Source organism: Hamadaea sp. NPDC051192 (genome assembly GCF_040682475.1).
Lineage (GTDB): Bacteria > Actinomycetota > Actinomycetes > Mycobacteriales > Micromonosporaceae > Hamadaea > Hamadaea flava.
In genome coordinates this window covers 1-18,322 of sequence record NZ_JBFBAZ010000152.1, presented here as the reverse complement: position 1 = coordinate 18,322, position 18,322 = coordinate 1, and the positions used below count along the sequence as shown (strand labels likewise).

The following is an 18,322-nucleotide window of genomic DNA, read 5'->3' as shown; positions in this document are numbered from 1 at the left end:
GGTCGCCGGGCTCGGGTCGGGCGCGGTCGGCTTCTATGACGACGTCGTCGGCGTACGCCCGGAGCACAAGGCCAAGGGGTTCCGTGGTCATCTGGGCGCTCTGCAGGAGGGCCGGGTGACCAGCGGTCTGGTCAAGATCGCCGGGGTCGGCGCGGCCGGGCTGGCCGCTTCGGCGCTGTTGACGCGGTCGCGCGGCCGGGGCGCGGTGACCACCGTGATCGACACCGCCCTCGGGGCGGGCGTGATCGCGGGCGCGGCCAACCTGTTCAATTTGCTCGACCTTCGTCCCGGGCGGGCGCTCAAGGCCGGCGTGCTCGTCGGTACGCCGCTGGCCTCCGGCAAGGCCGGGACCATGGTCGCCGGGCCGCTCGGGGCGGTGTCGGGCAGCCTGCAGCCGGATCTGGCCGAGGAGACGATGCTCGGCGACTGCGGCGCCAACGCCCTCGGAGCGCTGCTCGGGACGGCGTACGCCGCGCGTACCGGGCCGGTAGGGCGGTTCGCCGCGCTGGCGGTGCTGGCCGGGCTGACCGCCGCGAGCGAGAAGGTCAGCTTCACCAAGGTCATCGAGAGCACGCCGGGTCTGCGGGAGCTGGACGCGTTCGGCCGGATGAAAGCCGATGATCCCGACAAAGCGGATGCACCTGATAAAGCCGACGCCTAGCGGACACGAGTAGCAGCCACGACCACATGAGCCGAATAGCCCGCGCCGCCACCCTCATCGCGGTGCTCACCGTCGTCAGCCGCGTCGTCGGGTTCGCCCGGACCTGGGTGCTGACCCTCTCGGTGGGCCAGACCGACCTCGGCAGCGTGTACGCCAGCGCCAACGCCATCCCCAACATCATCTTCGAGATCGTCGCCGGCGGTGCGATGGCGGCGCTGGTCGTGCCGCTGCTGGCCGGCGCGGTCGCCAACGGCGACGTGCGGGCGGTGTCGCGTACGGCGTCGGCGCTGCTCACCTGGGTGCTGGCCGGCCTCGTCCCGCTGGCCGTGGTGGTGGCGGTCGGCGCGGACTGGGTCATCCGGCTCGTCGCCGGGCGCGACTGGACGCCCGAGCAGTACGAGACCGGCGCGCTCATGCTGCGGATCTTCGCGATCCAGATCCCGCTCTACGGGGTCGGGGTGGTGCTCATCGGCGTACTGCAGGCGCATCGGAAGTTCGCCTGGCCGGTGATCGCCCCGTTGCTGTCCAGCCTGGTCGTCATCACGGCGTACGCCCTGTTCGCGGCGCATGACGGCGCGCGGGCGGATCTGGCGCAGGCGTCCCGGGCCGGGGTGCTGATCCTGGCGATCGGCACGACGCTGGGCGTGGTGGTCCTCAGCGGCTGCCTGCTCATCCCGCTGCGATCACTGCGGCTGACGTTGCGCGCCTCCTGGCAGATCGACCACCCCGATGTGAAGGGGCTGGCCGCGAGCGGCCTGCTCACCGTGGCGTTCCAGCAACTGGCCCTGATCGTGGCCCTGCGGCTGGCCAACAGCACCGAGGCGGACGGCACCGCACTCGTGTTCACCGTCGCGCAGACCGTGTTCCTACTGCCCTGGGCGGTACTCGCCGTGCCGGCGGCCACCGCTGCGTACCCGGCGCTGGCGGAGTCGGCGGCGACCGGCCGGCTCTCGGCGTACAACCAGACCTTGGCGAACACCGCGCGGGCCGTGACCTTGCTGAGCTGCCTGGGTGTCGCGTTGCTGGCGGGGGTGGCCGGACCGGCGGCCGCGTTCCTGTCGGCGGGCGCCGATCCGACCGCGCTGGCCTGGGGCATCGCCGCGTTCGCGCCGGGTTTGCTGGGCTACGGCCTGGCAGCGTTGCTCAGCCGCGCGCTGTACGCCCGCAGCGGCCAGCGAGCCGCCGCGATCGCCTTCGGCCTGGGCTGGGGCAGCGCCGCCGTCGCGATGCCGATCCTGGCCGCCGTCCTGCCCGAGTCAGCCCGGGTCGCCGCGCTGGGGCTCGGCACCTCGGTGGGGCTGACGGTGCTGGGCCTGGTCCTGGTGATCGTGCTGCGGCGCACCGGTGCGACAATGCCCGGGTTGACCCGGGCCGCCGCCGCCGGACTTCTCGCGGCGGCAGTGGGCGCGGCGGCGGGCAACGGCGTGTGTCGGCTCGCCGGCGGACTTCCGTCGGGGGTGGGTGCGATCATCGGCCTCGGAGTGGCGGCCGGGGCGGTCGTGGTGGTGGTCTTCGTGGCCGTGCTGCTGCCGCTGGCCGGCGGTGACGTGCGGGCGTTGGCCCGCCGGTTCGCCCGGCGCTGATCGCACGGGCGACGACGGGGCACAGGGGAAGGGTGGACGGTGGCACAGCAGCACTTCCACGGCGCGGTCGCGCTGGTGCTGGCGACCAGCACCGGCGGCATCGGGCAGCATGTCGCGGCGCTGGCCGGCGGGCTGGCTCAGGCCGGCTGCGCGGTGACCGTGATCGGACCGGCCATGACCGAGGCGCGGTTCGGCTTCACCGAGCGCGGCGCACAGTTCATCCCGGTGGAGATCCCCGCCAACCCGACCCCCGGCGACCTGCGGGCGGTCCGCTCGCTACGTCGCGTCCTGGCCGCCGTGCACCCGGCGGTCGTGCACGCCCACGGGCTGCGCGCGGGCTTCGCGGTGGCGCTCGCCCGGCCGTCCCAGCCCACCGTCGTGACCTGGCACAACGCCCCGCTGCGCGGCGGGGTCCGCGGTGGCGTGCACGCCATGCTGGAACGCATCGTCGCCCGCGCGGCGACGGTCAACCTCGGCGCCTCCACCGACCTGGTCGACCGGGCCAAGGCCGCGGGCGCGGCCGACGCGCGCCTCTGGGAAGTCGCCGCACCGGTGCGGGCCGCAGCTCATCGCTCCCGGGCAGGGGTACGCGCGGAGCTGGGTGTGGCCGCCGACGCGCCGGTGATTCTCTCGGTCGGCCGCCTGCACCCGCAGAAACGCTATGACCTGCTCGTGAAGGCGGCCGCTCAGCTGCGGACGGAGGTGCCGGGCGCCACCGTGGTGATCGCCGGGACGGGGCCGTCCTATCTAGATCTCGCTGCGCAGATCTCGGCCGAGCACGCTCCGGTACGCCTGCTGGGCCACCGCGACGACGTCCCCGAGCTGATCGCGGCGTCCGACGTCGCCGTGGTCAGCAGCGACTGGGAAGCCCGGCAGCTGTTCGCCCAGGAGGCGCTCGCGGGCGGGCTGCCGCTGATCACGACCGGCGTCGGGGGATTGCCGGAGCTGGTCGGCGACGCCGCCGTGCTGATCGAGCCCGGCAGCGCCGAGGCGATCCGGGCCGCCATCGTCGACCTCCTCGGTGACCCCGACCGGCGGGCGCAGCTCACCGAGCTGGGCCGGGAACGCTCCGCGACCTGGCCCGACGCCGTGGACATGCTGCGCCGCCTGCTCGACCTGTACGCCGACCTCGCCGACCGGACACCGGTAGCCGAGGAGCTGGACTGATGCGGACGGCCCCGACGAGGAGCGTGCTGGTGGCGCTCCTCGCGCTGATCGCCGCCCTATTCGCCCCGATAAGCCCGGCCCAAGCGGCCGCGGTCGCGTCGGCGGCCGGACCGCTCTCCGCCGCCGACGGCGACGCTGATACCGACACCCGGGCGGACTACGTCATCGTGGCGGGCGTACCGGGGTTGCGCTGGGAAGATCTGGACGCCACGAGCACCCCGACGCTGTGGAAGCTGGCCGAGCACGGCTCGATCGGCTCGATGTCGGTCCGCTCGGCGGTCACCCCGACCTGCCCGGCCGACGGCTGGACCACGCTGAGCGCCGGGAACTACGCGTACCGGAGTCTGGCCGCCAACCCGCCCAAGGTGTCCGGCGAGTGCCCGCAGCTGGAGCAGGAGGTCATCCGGGGGCGCGACAAACAGAGCGCGTCGCTGCCGCCGGACGAGCAACGGCTGGTGATCTTCAACAACGGCAAGAACCCGTGGGGCGCGGTGCCGAGCGCCCTGCCGAACTCCGTGCGCTGCACCGTGGCGGTCGGCGTCGGCGGCGCGATCGCCGCGGTACGCCCCTACGACCGGGTGGACCGCTACGAACCGGGGCTGCCCGACGATCCGGCGAAGCTGACCGACCTGCTGGCCTCGTGCGTACTGACCGTCGCCGACCTGGGCACGGTCGACGCGAAGGAGACGGCCGACCGCAAGATCCAGGCCGCCGCCGCCGACGCGCAGCTGGCGAAACTGCTGGCCGCCCGGCCCGCCCGCAGCACGGTCATGGTCGCCGGGATTTCCGACACCAGCACCGACCAGCGCCTGCACGTCGCCGTCTTCGACGGCCCCGGCTGGGACTCCGGCTGGCTCACCTCGGCCGGCACCGGGCGCAACGGCTACATCCAGCTCATCGACCTCGCCCCGACGATCCTGCACGTGCTCGGGCGGCCAGCGCCGGCGAAGCTGTTCCGGGGCTCGGTCGCCGTCCCGGCGGACGGTCGCCCGGCCGATCTGGCCAGCGCGATCGGCGTACCGGCGCAGGCGGACGCGCAGGCCAAGGCGCAGCGGGGCATCACGGGCTGGTTCTTCGGCCTGCTCGCCGTCGCCCAGCTCGCCCTGTACACGATGCTGGCCTGGGCGATGCGCCGGTCCTACACCCGCGCCGGGCGGGCGCAGAAGGCGTTGCCGCTGCCGGAGTGGATGCGCCGCAAGGCGCCCAGCCGACCCGAGCCGTTCTGGACGAAGTGGGCCGAGATCGCCCTCATCGCCTCGGCCTCGGCCATCCCGGCCGCCTTCGCCGCCGGCATGGCGCCCTGGTGGCGCTCCTCGCACGCCGGGCTGGTCTTCTGGGCGCTGACGGTCGCCGGGATGGTCGTGGTCACCCTCGTCGCGGTGCTGCTGCCCGCGTACCGGCGCACGCTAGGCCCGGTCGGCGTCGTCGCCGGACTCGCCGCCGCCGTCGTCGCGCTCGACCTGGCCACCGGCGCGCGGCTCCAGCTCAACGGGGTCGCGGGCTACTCGGCCCTGGAAGGCGGCCGGTACGCCGGGCTCGGCGTCGTGGGGCTGGGCGTGTTCATCTCCGGCGTCCTGCTGGCCACCGGCTGCCTGGCCCAGATCTCGCCCCGGCGGCGCCGGCCCTGGCTCATCGCCATCGTGGGCGGGGCGGCGGTCGTGGTCGTCGGCGACCCGTTCCTCGGCGCGGACGCGGGCGGGGCGCTCGCGCTGACCGCCGGGGTCTGCCTCGCCGTCGCCGTGTGCACCGGCGGCTGGCTGACGCTGAACCGGGTCGTCTGGGCGACCGTCGCCGGACTCGCCGTGACGGTGGTGTTCGCGTTGATCGACCTGCGCCGCCCGGTCGCCGACCGCGGCAGCCTCGGCCGGATGCTCAGCCAGATCGCCGACGGCACCGGCGGGCCCACCCTGCACCGGCTCAGCGAGTCCAACATCACCGCGTTCGCCAACACGCCGCTCACCCTGCTCGCCCTGGGCTCGGCGGGCTTCGTCTGGTTCGCGCTGCTCCAGCCGTGGGGCGGCCTCAAACGGCTGTTCGGCGTCTATCCGGCCGTCCGGGCAGCCCTGACCGGGGTCGCCCTCGCCACGGTGCTGGCGGGCCTGTTCGGCGGGGCGGCGCTCAACGTCGCCGGCGCGGCCGCGGCCACCGTTGTGCCGCTGGTGGCCCTGGGCGCCCTGCGCGTACGCGAACACGCCGACGATCGGACGATCGCCCAGGAGCAAGAGGCCTTCTCCGGGGTCGTACCGTGACACGGATGCGACACCCCAGGGTGTGATCTGCGTCCTCCTAAGCGGTGAGCGGGCTCCGAGGTGTTAGGGTGAAATCCCGTGGATCATGCGGTCTTTTCATGCTGCGTTCATCTCCAGCAGTGATCACCGACCGCACGTTCGGACTTAATTTCAACACCGACCACGGGAGCGGGTAGTGAGCCCTTCTGCACGGACGAACCTGTCGACAAACCAGCCGACGCGGCACATCTTCGTCACCGGGGGTGTCGCCTCCTCCCTGGGCAAGGGCCTCACCGCCTCCAGCCTCGGCAATCTGCTGACCGCACGTGGCCTGCACGTGGTCATGCAGAAGCTGGACCCCTACCTCAACGTGGACCCGGGCACGATGAACCCGTTCCAGCACGGTGAGGTCTTCGTGACCGACGACGGCGCCGAGACCGACCTCGACGTCGGCCATTACGAGCGTTTCCTGGACCGGAGCCTGTCCGGCAAGGCCAACGTCACGACGGGCCAGATCTACTCGGCGGTCATCGCCAAGGAGCGCCGCGGCGAGTACCTCGGCGACACCGTCCAGGTCATCCCGCACATCACGAACGAGATCAAGTCCCGCATCCGGGCGATGGCCGACCCCGACGAGGACGGGCGTACGCCGGACGTGGTGATCACCGAGGTCGGCGGCACCGTCGGCGACATCGAGAGCCTGCCGTTCCTGGAGGCCATCCGGCAGATCCGGCACGACGTCGGCCGGGAGAACGTCTTCTACCTGCACGTCTCGCTGGTGCCGTACCTCGCGCCGTCGGGCGAGCTGAAGACCAAGCCGACCCAGCACTCGGTCGCCGCCCTGCGCAACATCGGCATCCAGCCCGACGCGCTGGTCTGCCGGTCCGACCGGGAGATCCCCGACGGCATGAAGCGCAAGCTCGCGCTGTACTGCGACGTCGACGCCGAGGCGGTCATCTCCGCGGCCGACGCGCCGAGCATCTACGACATCCCGAAGGTGCTGCACCGCGAAGGCCTGGACGTCTACGTCGTGCGCCGGCTCGGCCTGCCGTTCCGCGACGTCGACTGGACCCGCTGGGACGACCTGTTGGACCGGGTGCACAACCCCGAGGCGGAGCTGACCATCGCGCTGGTCGGCAAGTACATCGACCTGCCCGACGCGTACCTGTCGGTGTCGGAGGCGATCCGGGCGGGCGGGTTCGCCCACCGGGCCAAGGTCAAGCTGCGCTGGGTCACCAGCGACGAGTGCGAGACGTTCGAAGGCGCGGCCAAGGCGCTGTCGGGCGTGGACGGCGTCGTCATCCCCGGCGGCTTCGGCGTACGCGGCATCGAAGGCAAGATCGGCGCGATCCGGCACGCCCGGGAGAACCGGATCCCGACCCTGGGACTGTGCCTCGGCCTGCAGTGCATGACCATCGAGGTCGCCCGGAACCTGGCCGGACTGGCCCACGCCAACTCGCTGGAGTTCGACGAGACCGCTCCTGAGCCGATCATCTCCACGATGGCCGACCAGGAGGACATCGTCGCCGGCCTCGGCGACATGGGTGGCACGATGCGGCTGGGTGCGTACCCGGCCGAGCTGCGGCCCGGCTCGATCGTCGCCGAGGTCTACGGCGGCACCGCGGTCTCCGAGCGCCACCGGCACCGCTACGAGGTGAACAACGCGTACCGGGGCAAGCTGGAGGAGTCCGGGCTGCGGATCAGCGGCACCTCGCCGGACGGCAAGCTGGTCGAGTTCGTCGAGCTGGACCGCGAGATCCACCCGTACTTCGTGGCCACCCAGGCGCACCCGGAGCTGAAGAGCCGCCCGACCCGGCCGCACCCGCTGTTCGCCGGATTCGTCCGGGCGGCCATGGCGTACGCCGACGCCGACCGGCTGCCGGTGGGCGTACCGGCGAAGGCGCGGACGTCGGACGGCACGGAGCTGGACGCGGACGCGTAGCCTGACTTCGTGACGCATGAATACCGGGTCGTCGAGACGACCGAGCGCTTTCACGGCAAGATCTTCGACGTCGTGACCGACCTGGTGGAGATGCCCGGCGGTGGAGTCGCCCCGCGCGACTACCTCAAGCACGTCGGCGCGGTCGCGGTCGTGGCCCTCGACGACGAGCTGCGCGTCGTGCTCGTCCGGCAGTACCGGCACCCGGTCCGGCAGTTCCTCTGGGAGCTGCCGGCCGGGCTGGTCGACGTGGCGGGGGAGGAGGCCGCGGCGACCGCCCAGCGCGAACTGGCCGAGGAGGCCGACCTGACCGCCGGGCGGATCGAGCACCTCGTCGACCTGCACACCACGCCGGGCGCGTCGTCGGAGCTGATCCGGCTGTTCCTCGCGACCGAGCTGCGGGAGGTCGCCGAGCTGCACCAGCGGGCCGACGAGGAAGCCGAGATCGAGGTACGCCGCGTCGCGCTGGCCGACGCGCTGAAGATGATCTTCGAGGGGGAGATCACGAACGGGCCGGCCGTCGCCGGCCTGCTCGCCGCGGACGCCGTCCTGCGCTCCCGCGCCTAACCTCCGCGCTCCCGCCCCGCTCCCGCCCCGCTCCCGCCCCGCTCTTCCGCCCCGCGCTCCCGTCGCCGGGCCCGCCCCGCCCGCGCCGCGCTTGGAACCCTGCAGATCACGGTTACGCATGCTTCCCGTCGCCTCGGAAGCATGCGTTACCGTGATCTGCACCGAACGGGGGAGCGCCGAGCGGGGAAGCGCGCCGGGGAAACCGGTCACACAGAGTGAGATTGGCGGGCGCGATTCACGGGTACGTGTGAACCGTGAAGCTACAGCCTGTAAGCCCGGCCGCTGTGAGCATTACAGCGCGTCGGGTCTCTGTGCAGGTGAGCGGCCATACACTGGCGGCGAGAGCTGCTGCCAGCCAGTGTTGCGCACAGTGTCGTGCGCCCCGCAGAGAGGTATCACGGTGAAGGTCGGAATCCCCCGCGAAGTCAAGAACCACGAGTACCGGGTGGCGATCACCCCGGCCGGCGTCGTCGAGTTCGTCCGCAACGGCCACGAGGTCGTCGTCGAGACGCAGGCGGGCGTCGGTTCGTCGATCACCGACGAGGAGTACCGCGCGGCCGGAGCGCAGATCCTGGCCACCGCCGACGAGGTGTGGGCCGCCGCGGACATGATCCTCAAGGTCAAGGAGCCGATCGAGCCGGAGTACCACCGTATGCGGGCGGGCCAGGTGCTCTTCACCTACCTGCACCTGGCGGCGTCGAAGGAGTGCACCGACGCGCTCGTCACGCAGAAGGTCACCGGGATCGCGTACGAGACGGTCGAGCTGCCCGGCGGACAGCTGCCGCTGCTCGCGCCCATGAGCGAGGTCGCCGGCCGGCTGGCCCCGCAGGTCGGCTCGCATTACCTGCTGCGGGCGCAGGGCGGGCGTGGAGTGCTACCCGGCGGCGTCCCCGGCGTACGCCCCGCGAAGGCGGTCGTCATCGGCGCCGGGGTGTCCGGCATGAACGCCGCGACCATCGCCGACGGGCTCGGCTTCGAGGTGACCCTGCTCGACAAGAACATCAACCGTCTGCGTACGGCCGATCAGCAGTTCCACGGCCGGGTGCGGACGGTCATGTCCAACGCGCTCGAGCTGGAGCTGGCAGTGCTCGCCGCCGACCTGGTCGTCGGCGCGGTGCTCGTGCCCGGCGCGAAGGCCCCGACGCTGGTCTCCAATGAGCTGGTCAGCCGGATGAAGCCGGGCAGCGTGCTCGTCGACATCTCGATCGACCAGGGCGGCTGCTTCGAGGACTCGCACGCGACCACGCACGCCGACCCGGTCTACCGGGTGCACGACTCGATTTTCTACTGTGTCGCGAACATGCCGGGCGCGGTGCCCCACACCAGCACCCACGCGCTGACCAACGTGACCCTCCCGTACGCCATCGAGCTGGCCAACCACGGCTGGCAGGAGGCGCTGCGCCGGGACAAGGCGCTGGCCCTGGGCCTGAACACCTATGACGGCCAGGTCGTCTACGGCCCCGTCGCCGAGGCGCACGGGCTGACCGTGCTGCCGCTCGAGGACGTTCTGAAGTAGGCGTCACCCGCCTGGAGGCCGCACGGTCCGCATCGTTCGTTCGGTTCGTGTGGCCTCCACTTGCGTGTCGTTTCAACACGCCGTGGATGTGACCCGCTGCGGCGGGCCGCGGTGGCGTACAGTCAAGCGACGGCGCGTGACTTCTGACGGCGGCAGGCGTCGTAAGGGGAAGGGCGGGATATGGCTGGCGGCGAGCGTTCGGAGGCTTGGTCCTCGACGTTGCAGAGCAAGCAGTCCGCTTTGGACCTCAGCGCTGATCTGGGTCCAGCGGACCCTTCGGCATACACGGCTCGTAAGGACATCCCTGAGCCGATGCCGACGGACAAGCACGGCCCGGCGCGCATCATCTCGATGGCGAACCAGAAGGGCGGCGTCGGCAAGACGACGACGACCATCAACCTGGGCGCGGCGCTGGCCGAATACGGGCGCAAGGTGCTGCTGGTCGACTTCGACCCGCAGGGCGCGCTGTCGGTCGGCCTCGGGGTCAATCCGCACAACCTCGATCTGTCCATCTACAACCTGCTCATGCAGGACGATGTGGCGACCGAGGACGTGCTCATCAAGACCGACGTGGCCAACCTGCACCTGCTCCCGGCCAACATCGACCTGTCGGCGGCGGAGATCCAGCTCGTCAGCGAGGTCGCGCGGGAGATGGCGCTGGCCCGGGTGCTGCGCAACGTCCGCAAGGAATACGACTTCATCCTGATCGACTGCCAGCCGTCGCTCGGTCTGCTCGCGATCAACGCGCTGACCGTCAGCCACGGCGTCCTGGTGCCGCTGGAGTGCGAGTTCTTCAGCCTGCGGGGCGTGGCGTTGCTGCTGGACACCATCGACAAGGTCCGCGAGCGGCTGAACTTCGACCTCGAGCTCGAAGGCATCCTCGCCACCATGTACGACTCCCGGACGACCCACTGCCGCCAGGTGCTCCAACGGGTGGTCGAGGCGTTCGGCGACAAGGTGTACCAGACGGTGATCACGAAGACGGTGAAGTTCCCCGAGTCGACCGTGGCCGGGGCGCCGATCACGACGCTCGACCCGGCTTCGTCCGGGGCGCGCAACTACCGGCAGCTCGCCCGCGAAGTGATCGCGGCACAGGCCGCGCGCTGACCCGACTGCCCGCTGCTATTTTTCCGGTATGAACGCGCCCGAGACTGCCACCGATGCCGCCCTGTCCGCGGCCGAGGGCGCCCTGCCGGCGGACGAGGGTGCTGTCGCGTCAGTGGTCGAGGACGCTGCCGGGCCGTCGGGCGAGGGCGCGGTTGAGGATGCGCCACTCGCCGAGGCCGGCCCATCGCCGCTCGAGGTCGACACGCCGGTCGTGGACAGCAACAGCGGCCGGTTCAGCGTCAAGCTGGTCAACTTCGAAGGCCCGTTCGACCTGCTGCTCCAGCTGATCGGCAAGCACAAGCTGGACGTCACCGAGGTGGCGCTGCACCAGGTCACCGACGACTTCATCGCGCACATCCGGGCGGCCGGCGACGACTGGGACCTCGACGAGGCCAGCGAGTTCCTCGTGATCGCGGCAACCCTGCTCGACCTCAAGGCCGCCCGCCTGCTGCCGGCGGCAGCGGTCGAGGACGAGGAAGACCTCGCCCTGCTGGAAGCGCGGGACCTGCTGTTCGCGCGGCTGTTGCAGTACCGGGCGTTCAAGCAGGCCGCGGCCCACCTCTCCGAGCTGGCCGAACTGGGCCAGCGCCGGTGGCCCCGCGCGGTCGCGCTGGAGGAGCGCTACGCCGAGGCGCTGCCCGACCTCGTGCTCGGCGTCGGCCTCGACCGCTTCGCCAAGCTCGCGGCCAAGGCGTTCAGCCCCAAACCCGCGCCGCCCACGGTCTCCATCGCCCACGTCCACGACGTCAAGGTCAGCGTGCGCGAGCACGCCGAGACGCTCCGGGACCGGCTCGAGGCCCTGGGCATCGCAACGTTCCGCGTACTGGTCAGCGATTGCCAGAGCACACTAGAGGTCGTCGCGCGGTTCCTCGCGCTCCTCGAGCTGTACCGCGAGAACCTGGTCGGCTTCGAACAGATCCAACCGCTCGGGGAACTCACGGTCCGGTGGATCGCCGCCGACGGCGCGCGGGTCGACCTCGACTTCGACGAGTACGCCGGAAGCCCTGCCCCGCCAGAGTCAGCGGCGGACGCCCCTTCCGGCGACTCCGGCGAGCCCGGACACTCGGCCGAGACAGACGCCGCGGATGCGGCCGAGGACGCTGACGCGTCTGCGGACGCGGCAACGGACGCTTTTGATGGCGCGGATACTGCTGACGCCGCCGACGCCGAAGACGGCCAGCCCAGCGCCTGAGCGATCAAGCGCTCGAAGAGCCCACGATAACGACTGATAGGCTACAAAAGTGACACAAGATGGTTCTTTTTCCCGGGATTCGCTCGCCGATCAGGCCGCGAGCTGGGTGCCGCCGTGGCAGCGGCCGGGTGACCGTCTTGACGCGCCCGAAGCCGCCCCAGCGGACTCCGCCGACCTCGCCGACACCGCTGACGCCGCCGTAGCCGATGCCGCCGTGGCCGATGCCGACGTCGCTGACCTCGCCGACGTGCCCGAGGCCGTCGCGCCCGTCGCCGACGTAGCCGACGCCGACGTGGCCGACACCGACGTGCCGGGGGCCGTCGCACACGTCGCCGACGTGGCCGACGCCGATGTGGCCGACGGCGACGTGGCTGACCTCGCCGAGGTGCCTGGCGACGACATGACTGACCTCGCCGAGGTGCCTGGCGACGACATGACTGACCTCGCCGACGCGCCCGAGGCCGTCGCGCTGGAGGAAGCCGTCGCGCCCGTCGCCGACGAGGCCGAGGAACCCGCCGAGGCCGACGAGGACACCGACACCGGCACTGAGTCCGACGAAGACGCTGGGGCCGACGAAGACGCTGGGGGCGACGACGCGGCTGGGGCCGACATCGAGGCGCCGATCGAGCACACGAAGCCGGTCGAGCTGCCGGACATCGCCATCGAGCCCGAAGCTCCGGACGAGGAACCCGGTGACTACACCGAGCCCGCGGCCCAGCTGACCGAGCCGACGGACGCGCCGGTCGAGCCCGCAGCCGACCTGACGGACGCGCTTGAGGATGCGGCTGCGGAAGATGGGGCCGCGGAGGATGCGGCGGACGCGTTCGCTGCTGCTGCCGGTCGGCTGGCCGCGCTCGTCGAGATGCCGAAGTTCGACGCCGAGCCTATCGCCGAACCGCGGCACACCTTGCCGTCGCCGCAGCTCAGCGCGCCCGTGGTGCCCACCCAGCCGAACCGTGGGTACGAGGCGGCGGTGGCCGAGACGGCCGTGGCCGAGCCTGCCGCGGCGGAGGCGGCGGAGGAAACTCAGCTGGCTGCGTTGGACCCGGGCGAGCTGCGTTCGGCGTTGGAGGCCATTCTGATGGTCGTCGACGAGCCGGTGGGCGAGATCATGCTGGCTCAGGTGCTCGAACAGCCGACCGAGGTGGTCGCCGACGCCCTGCTGACGCTGGCGGCGGCGTACACGGCGGAGAGTCGGGGCTTCGAACTGCGGCGTGCCGCCGGGGGCTGGCGTTTCTACACCCGCGATGCGTACGCCTCTTATGTGGAGCGTTTCGTGCTGGACGGGCAGTCGGTGCGGCTGACCCAGGCCGCTCTGGAGACGCTGGCCGTGGTCGCCTACAAGCAGCCCGTGACGCGGTCGCGCATTTCGGCTATCCGGGGTGTCAACTGCGACGGCGTGGTGCGTACGCTCGTCAGCCGGGGACTGATCGAGGAGTGCGGGGCCGAGCCCGACTCGGGCGCGCACCTTTACCGCACCACCTCTTTGTTCCTGGAGAAGCTGGGCCTCGACGGGCTGGACCAGCTGCCTCCGCTCGCCCCTTTCCTGCCCGACAACGTCGAGGAGATCGCCGATGCCGAGCGCTGAGGGACAGGAGCGCCTGCAGAAGGTGCTGGCAGCTGCGGGAGTCGGGTCGCGGCGCGCGTCCGAGGTGCTCATCGACCGTGGGCGGGTCCTCGTCAACGGGAAGGTGGCCCGGCTGGGGGACAAGGTCGACCCGGCCACCGCCGAGATCTACGTGGACGGCCAGCGGGTCGTCGTCGACAACCGCCTCGTGTACCTGGCGATGAACAAGCCGCGCGGGGTCGTCTCGACGATGTCGGACGAGGAGGGCCGGGAGGCCATCGCGGACTACATCGGCGACCTGGGCGTACGCGTCTATCACGTCGGGCGGCTGGACCAGGAGTCCGAGGGTCTGCTGCTGCTGACCAACGACGGGGCGCTCGCGCACAAGCTGATGCACCCGTCGTACGAGGTTCCGAAGACGTATCTGGCCGAGGTCGCCGGGCCGCTGCCGCGTAGTGTCGGCCGGTCGTTGCGCGCCGGCGTCGAGCTGGAGGACGGTCTGGCCCGGGTCGACTCGTTCCGCCTGGTCGACGCGATCGGCAACACGGCGCTCTGCGAGGTCGTCCTGCACGAGGGGCGCAACCGGATCGTGCGGCGCATGTTCGACGTGCTCGGCTTCCCGGTGTCGCGGCTGGTGCGTACCGCGATCGGGCCGATCCGGCTGGGCGATCTGCGGGCGGGGCGGCACCGTCGGCTCAACGCGGCCGAGGTAGCGGCGCTGTTCAAGCTGGTCGACGGCAAGTGAGTCTGTACGAGAGCGCGCTGTCGGCGCTCACTGAGATGCGGCCCGCCGACGACGGCCAGGCCGATTGGCGTACCACTCTGGACTTGGTGAAGAGCGGGCCGGAGTCGTTGCGGCGAGAGCGGGACGGCGGGCATGTCACCGCGAGCGCGCTGGTCTACTCGCGCGAGCGAGACGCGTTCCTGCTGAGCCTGCACCGCAAGTTCGGCATCTGGGTGCAGCTCGGCGGGCATGTCGACGCGACGGACGAGACGCTGGTCGCGGCGGCCTTGCGTGAGGCCACCGAGGAGGGTGGCATCGCGGACCTGGTCGTGGACCCGGTGCCGGTCGACGTGGACGTGCACGAGGTGCCGAACTGTGCTGGGCGGCGGCTGCTGCACCACGACGTGATGTTCCTGATGTACGCCCCGGCGGGCGCGGCCGAGCGGATCAGCGACGAGTCGTTGGCGCTGGGCTGGTTCTCCGTGGACGACCTGCCGTCGCCGCGGGGCACCGATGTCGACCGCGTCCTCCGGAACGCGCTGGCCCGGATCTCCGCCGGAGATCAGGCCGCGTAGAGCTGCTTGCCGTAGTTCTCCGGCTTGTAGTAGTCCTCCAGCTCGGCCAGGGTCTCCTGGGTCGGCTGGACCTCCTTGACCAGGCAGGCGTGTGAGGGCAGCACGTCGGGGTTCCAGGTCTCGGCCTGCCACAGCTGCGAGCGCAGGAACGCCTTCGCGCAGTGGAAGAAGATCGTGTCGATGTCGACCACGACGGCGAGCTGCGGCCGGTGTCCCTTGACGATCATGTCGTCGAAGAAGGGCGCGTCGCGGACGAGCCGGGCGCGGCCGTTGATCCGCAGCGTCTCGGTGCGGCCCGGGATCAGGAAGATCAGCCCGACGTGCGGGTTGGCCAGGATGTTGTGGAAGCCGTCGGCCCGCCGGTTGCCCTTGCGCTCCGGGATCGCGATCGTGTGGTCGTCGATGACGTACGTGAATCCCGCTGGGTCGCCTTTGGGGGAGACGTCGCAGTTGCCTTCGGCGTCGGAGGTGGCCACGAGGACGAACGGGGAGGCGGCGAGCCAGTCCCGGTCGCGCGGGTGCAGGGCCGCCCGCTCCTTGGCCACGGCCCGGGGCATCGGCGCCCCGAGCAGATCGCGCAGTTCCTCGGGGGACGTGATCTCGATCAGTTCCGCGCTCTGCGTCATGATCACACCCTACTCCGGGCGGCATGCCCGAATTCCCCGGCCGATCGGGTCGGACTTTGGTACACAAAGGGGGTGAGTGATCTCCAACCACGCCCGTACGCCGACGACGACCTCCCGGTGTTGCAGGACATCGTCGCGGGCTGGATCGCCTTGGCCGGGCGTTGCGCGTACGACCACGTCGGCGAGCTGCCGCATCGGATCTACGAGAATCTGCGCGGCCGGCGGCCGATCGGTGAACTCGTGCAGGTGTGGGAGGAACGCGGTTCCGTCATGGGCATCACGGTCAACCTGCGGTTCGGCTGCGCCTTCGACGTGTTCACCGCGCCGGCGCTGCGCGGGACGGCGGCCGAGGTGGCGATGCTGCGGCACGCGGCGTACGTGACCGAGCACGCGGCCGCCGACGACGAGGAGTTCGTGCTCACCGACTGCTTCGACTGCGACACCGTGCGGGCCGGGCTGCTGACCGAGCTGGGCTTCGAGCGCTTCCGCACCTGGGACGTCGTCAACGAGCTGGCCCTGCCCTCGCCGCAGGACCTGCCGGAGGTGGGCGAGCCGCTGCTGGCGGAGGTACGCGAGGTCGAGGGGTTCGAGATCCGCCCGGCCGTCTTCGCGGACGCCAAGGCGCTGGCGGAAGCCCACAACGGGGCCTTCGGCGACAGCTGGACCGGCGAGCAGTACCGGGCCGAGGTGATGGTCAAGCCCGGCTACGACCCCACCCGCGAGATCGTGGCGGTCGCCCCGGACGGCCGCATCGCCGCGTTCTGCGTCTACTGGACCGATCCGCTGAACAAGCTCGGCCACTTCGAACCGGTCGGCACGCATCCGGACTTCCAGCGTCAGGGGCTGGGCAAGGCCGTCATGGCGTACGCGCTGCGTGAGATGGCGGCCGACGGGATGACCACCGTGACGGTCAACCACAACGAGGAGAACACGGCGGCCGCCGCGCTCTACGCGTCGCTCGGCTTCACCTCGGCCGGTAAGACCTCCGGCTACCGCCGTCCCCGCGCCGCCGTGGGAGCGAGCGACGTCGTACGGTGACGCGATGGATCTCGCTGACGCCATCGCCCGGGTCGAGGCCGGGGACTGGCTCCCGGCCGACCGCTGGTATCTGACCGCGCCGCAACCCGGCCCCCGCGCGGCGGCGGTCGTCGCCTTCCCCGGCGTGTCGATCGTCGCGGCCGACGTGGATCCGGCCTGGGTCGCGGGCGAGCTGCCCGAGGAGGACCTGTCCGCGCCGCTCAACCCGCCCTTTCTGCGCGCGCTGGAGGAGAAGCTCACGCGCCGCGTGAACAACATCGACATCGTGATGATGTCCGTGCGCCTGCCGGGCCCGCCGCCACTCACGCTGCGGGAGGTGTCCGACTCCGATCACCCACGCGTACGCCGGGCGCACCGCTACCGTGATGAGGTACGTGTCTGGGAGACGGAGTCCGGGCGGGGTGTCCTGATCGTCGGCTGGGGTCTGGCCGGGCGCTGGGAGGTGGCGGTGGAGGTCGATCCGCAGGCCCGCGACCGGGGGCTGGGCCGGACGCTGGCGCTGGCCGCTCGGCATCTGGTGCCGGAGGAGCGGCCGGTGTGGGCGCAGATCGCCCCGGGCAACGCCGCCTCGGTGCGGGCGTTCCTGGCCGCGGGGTATGAGCCGGTCGGAGCGGAGGCCCTCCTTGTTCCCTGACGTCACCTTCAGCGCGCTGGTGGAGAACCACTTCGCCTTCATGGGGGCTCAGCGGGGCGACCTGCACCGCAAGGGCGCGGCGATCGAGCTGGTCGGCCGGGCCGACTTCCTGTCCTGGTGGACGCCGCTGATCGCCGATGTCGAGGTGCCGCCGGAGGCCACCACGGTGCGGCTCTTCCCCTGGAGCGACGAGTCCTGGCCGCCGCGCCTCGCCGACCTCGGCTTCCGGATGTCGAGCGAGCTGTCCTACCTGGACTGCCCCGTTCGGCCCGGCACGGCGGCGACGCTGCCCGACGGGGTCACCATCGAGGTCGTCGCCTCCGACGCCGACGTGGAAGCGTTCGCGACCGTCCAGACGGCAGGCTTCGCCGAGCCGGCCGACACCGACGAGGACCTCGCCTGGTGGCGGGAGTTCCTCATCGAGGAGGCCCGGCGTAACTCCACCGACCCGGCGCAGACCTTCTACGTCCTGCGGGCCGACGGCGTACCGGCGGCGGTGTCGCTCACCGTCGTGACCGACGGCGTCTGCGGGGTGTACGGGGTCGCCACGTCGCCGGAGTTCCGCCGTCGCGGCTACGCCAGCCGGCTGCTTGACCGGATCCGGGTGGACGCGTACGCCCGGGGTGACGAGCGGCTGGCGTTGCAGGTCGAGCCGGATTCGGCCGCCGAACGGATCTACCTCGCCGCCGGGTTCGAACCCCGGTTCCGGTCCACGCTGTACTCGCGATGACGCCGCCCGGCGAGGCGGCCGTCGTCGGCGGGGGCATCGGCGGGCTGGCCGCGGCGCTCGCCCTGCACCAGGCGGGCTGGGGCGTACGCGTCTTGGAGCGTGCTCCGCAGATCACCGAGATCGGCGCCGGCCTGTCGCTTTGGCCGAACGCGATCCGCGCGCTGGCCGCCCTCGGCCTGGCCGATCAGGTGCTCGAGCTCGGTGCGGTCGAGGCCCGGGGCGGCATCCGCGATCGGCGGGGACGCTGGCTGTCCCGGTCGTCGGCGGCCGAGATCAGCCGGGCGTACGGATATCCGATGCTGGTCGTGCATCGGGCGGACCTGGTACGCGTACTGCGCGACGCGCTGCCGGACGGGGTGCTTCAGCTGGGGACTGAGGTCGACGACGTACCGGCCGCGCCCTTGGTGGTCGCGGCCGACGGGGCCACCAGTACGCTGCGCCGGCGTCTGCTGCCCGGCTATGAGCCCC

General features: G+C 71.6%; 16 protein-coding genes and 1 pseudogene. 16 read left to right on the top strand and 1 reads right to left on the bottom strand.

Annotated features, from left to right (window positions below):
- From AB0M47_RS36440 to AB0M47_RS36385, 12 genes and pseudogenes are all read left to right on the top strand, one after another.
- On the top strand, nucleotides 1-661 hold a 661-nt coding region (locus tag AB0M47_RS36440; RefSeq protein ID WP_363422319.1), incomplete at its 5' end, for a hypothetical protein.
- A 26-nt stretch (nucleotides 662-687) separates the two neighbouring features.
- Nucleotides 688-2,244 carry a lipid II flippase MurJ gene (locus tag AB0M47_RS36435; protein WP_363422317.1) on the top strand — a complete coding sequence of 519 codons (1,557 nt, stop codon included), beginning with the start codon at nucleotides 688-690 and terminating at the stop codon, nucleotides 2,242-2,244.
- A 39-nt stretch (nucleotides 2,245-2,283) separates the two neighbouring features.
- Nucleotides 2,284-3,411 (top strand): glycosyltransferase family 4 protein, encoded by a 1,128-nt coding sequence (locus AB0M47_RS36430; protein ID WP_363422315.1) that lies wholly within the window; start codon nucleotides 2,284-2,286, stop codon nucleotides 3,409-3,411.
- Nucleotides 3,411-5,660, top strand: a complete 2,250-nt coding sequence (locus AB0M47_RS36425; RefSeq protein WP_363422313.1) for a hypothetical protein — start codon at nucleotides 3,411-3,413, stop codon at nucleotides 5,658-5,660. The genes AB0M47_RS36430 and AB0M47_RS36425 overlap by 1 nt, the downstream gene beginning before the upstream one ends.
- A 175-nt stretch (nucleotides 5,661-5,835) precedes the next feature.
- Nucleotides 5,836-7,581, top strand: a complete 1,746-nt coding sequence (locus AB0M47_RS36420; RefSeq protein WP_253762301.1) for a CTP synthase — start codon at nucleotides 5,836-5,838, stop codon at nucleotides 7,579-7,581.
- A 9-nt stretch (nucleotides 7,582-7,590) separates the two neighbouring features.
- A complete protein-coding gene (locus AB0M47_RS36415) occupies nucleotides 7,591-8,145 on the top strand; it encodes an NUDIX hydrolase (protein WP_363422311.1) in 555 nt (184 codons plus the stop codon).
- 400 nt (nucleotides 8,146-8,545) lie between these two features.
- Nucleotides 8,546-9,661, top strand: a complete 1,116-nt coding sequence (gene ald, locus AB0M47_RS36410; protein ID WP_363422309.1) for an alanine dehydrogenase — start codon at nucleotides 8,546-8,548, stop codon at nucleotides 9,659-9,661.
- Nucleotides 9,662-9,841: 180 nt separating this feature from the next.
- Entirely contained in the window at nucleotides 9,842-10,768 is a 927-nt protein-coding gene (locus AB0M47_RS36405; protein WP_253762304.1) for an AAA family ATPase, read from the top strand.
- Between the two features lie 28 nt (nucleotides 10,769-10,796).
- Nucleotides 10,797-11,960 carry a segregation/condensation protein A gene (locus AB0M47_RS36400; RefSeq protein WP_363422307.1) on the top strand — a complete coding sequence of 388 codons (1,164 nt, stop codon included), beginning with the start codon at nucleotides 10,797-10,799 and terminating at the stop codon, nucleotides 11,958-11,960.
- A gap of 1,039 nt (nucleotides 11,961-12,999) precedes the next feature.
- Nucleotides 13,000-13,548: pseudogene (gene scpB, locus AB0M47_RS36395) on the top strand (SMC-Scp complex subunit ScpB); the annotation flags it as partial.
- Nucleotides 13,535-14,272: a pseudouridine synthase gene (locus tag AB0M47_RS36390; RefSeq protein WP_363422305.1), complete on the top strand. Its 738-nt coding sequence runs from the start codon at nucleotides 13,535-13,537 to the stop codon at nucleotides 14,270-14,272. The pseudogene scpB and the gene AB0M47_RS36390, both read left to right, overlap by 14 nt.
- Complete coding sequence (locus AB0M47_RS36385; RefSeq protein WP_363422303.1) at nucleotides 14,269-14,826, top strand: NUDIX domain-containing protein; 558 nt, start codon at nucleotides 14,269-14,271, stop codon at nucleotides 14,824-14,826. Before AB0M47_RS36390 ends, AB0M47_RS36385 begins: the two co-directional genes overlap by 4 nt.
- Here AB0M47_RS36385 and AB0M47_RS36380 read toward each other — a convergent pair.
- Nucleotides 14,814-15,452 (bottom strand): pyridoxamine 5'-phosphate oxidase family protein, encoded by a 639-nt coding sequence (locus tag AB0M47_RS36380; RefSeq protein ID WP_363422301.1) that lies wholly within the window; start codon nucleotides 15,450-15,452, stop codon nucleotides 14,814-14,816. The genes AB0M47_RS36385 and AB0M47_RS36380 overlap by 13 nt on opposite strands.
- 72 nt (nucleotides 15,453-15,524) lie before the next feature.
- On the opposite strand from AB0M47_RS36380, the gene AB0M47_RS36375 reads away from it, so the two are divergent.
- From AB0M47_RS36375 to AB0M47_RS36360, 4 genes are all read left to right on the top strand, one after another.
- Nucleotides 15,525-16,490 (top strand): GNAT family N-acetyltransferase, encoded by a 966-nt coding sequence (locus AB0M47_RS36375; RefSeq protein ID WP_363422299.1) that lies wholly within the window; start codon nucleotides 15,525-15,527, stop codon nucleotides 16,488-16,490.
- Between the two features lie 4 nt (nucleotides 16,491-16,494).
- Nucleotides 16,495-17,124 (top strand): GNAT family N-acetyltransferase, encoded by a 630-nt coding sequence (locus AB0M47_RS36370; protein ID WP_363422297.1) that lies wholly within the window; start codon nucleotides 16,495-16,497, stop codon nucleotides 17,122-17,124.
- Nucleotides 17,114-17,854, top strand: coding sequence for a GNAT family N-acetyltransferase (locus AB0M47_RS36365; RefSeq protein WP_363422295.1), 741 nt, complete (start codon nucleotides 17,114-17,116; stop codon nucleotides 17,852-17,854). Before AB0M47_RS36370 ends, AB0M47_RS36365 begins: the two co-directional genes overlap by 11 nt.
- A partial coding sequence (locus AB0M47_RS36360; protein WP_363422293.1) for an FAD-dependent monooxygenase occupies nucleotides 17,851-18,322 on the top strand: 472 nt, incomplete at its 3' end. The genes AB0M47_RS36365 and AB0M47_RS36360, both read left to right, overlap by 4 nt.

Excerpts from the sequence above, each read along its gene's own strand:
- AB0M47_RS36370 (WP_363422297.1), top strand. The coding sequence starts at position 16,495 with ATGGATCTCGCTGACGCCATCGCCCGGGTCGAGGCCGGGGACTGGCTC.
- AB0M47_RS36405 (WP_253762304.1), top strand. The coding sequence starts at position 9,842 with ATGGCTGGCGGCGAGCGTTCGGAGGCTTGGTCCTCGACGTTGCAGAGC.
- AB0M47_RS36390 (WP_363422305.1), top strand. The coding sequence starts at position 13,535 with ATGCCGAGCGCTGAGGGACAGGAGCGCCTGCAGAAGGTGCTGGCAGCT.
- AB0M47_RS36400 (WP_363422307.1), top strand. The coding sequence starts at position 10,797 with ATGAACGCGCCCGAGACTGCCACCGATGCCGCCCTGTCCGCGGCCGAG.
- AB0M47_RS36380 (WP_363422301.1), bottom strand. The coding sequence starts at position 15,452 with ATGACGCAGAGCGCGGAACTGATCGAGATCACGTCCCCCGAGGAACTG.
- AB0M47_RS36435 (WP_363422317.1), top strand. The coding sequence starts at position 688 with ATGAGCCGAATAGCCCGCGCCGCCACCCTCATCGCGGTGCTCACCGTC.
- AB0M47_RS36425 (WP_363422313.1), top strand. The coding sequence starts at position 3,411 with ATGCGGACGGCCCCGACGAGGAGCGTGCTGGTGGCGCTCCTCGCGCTG.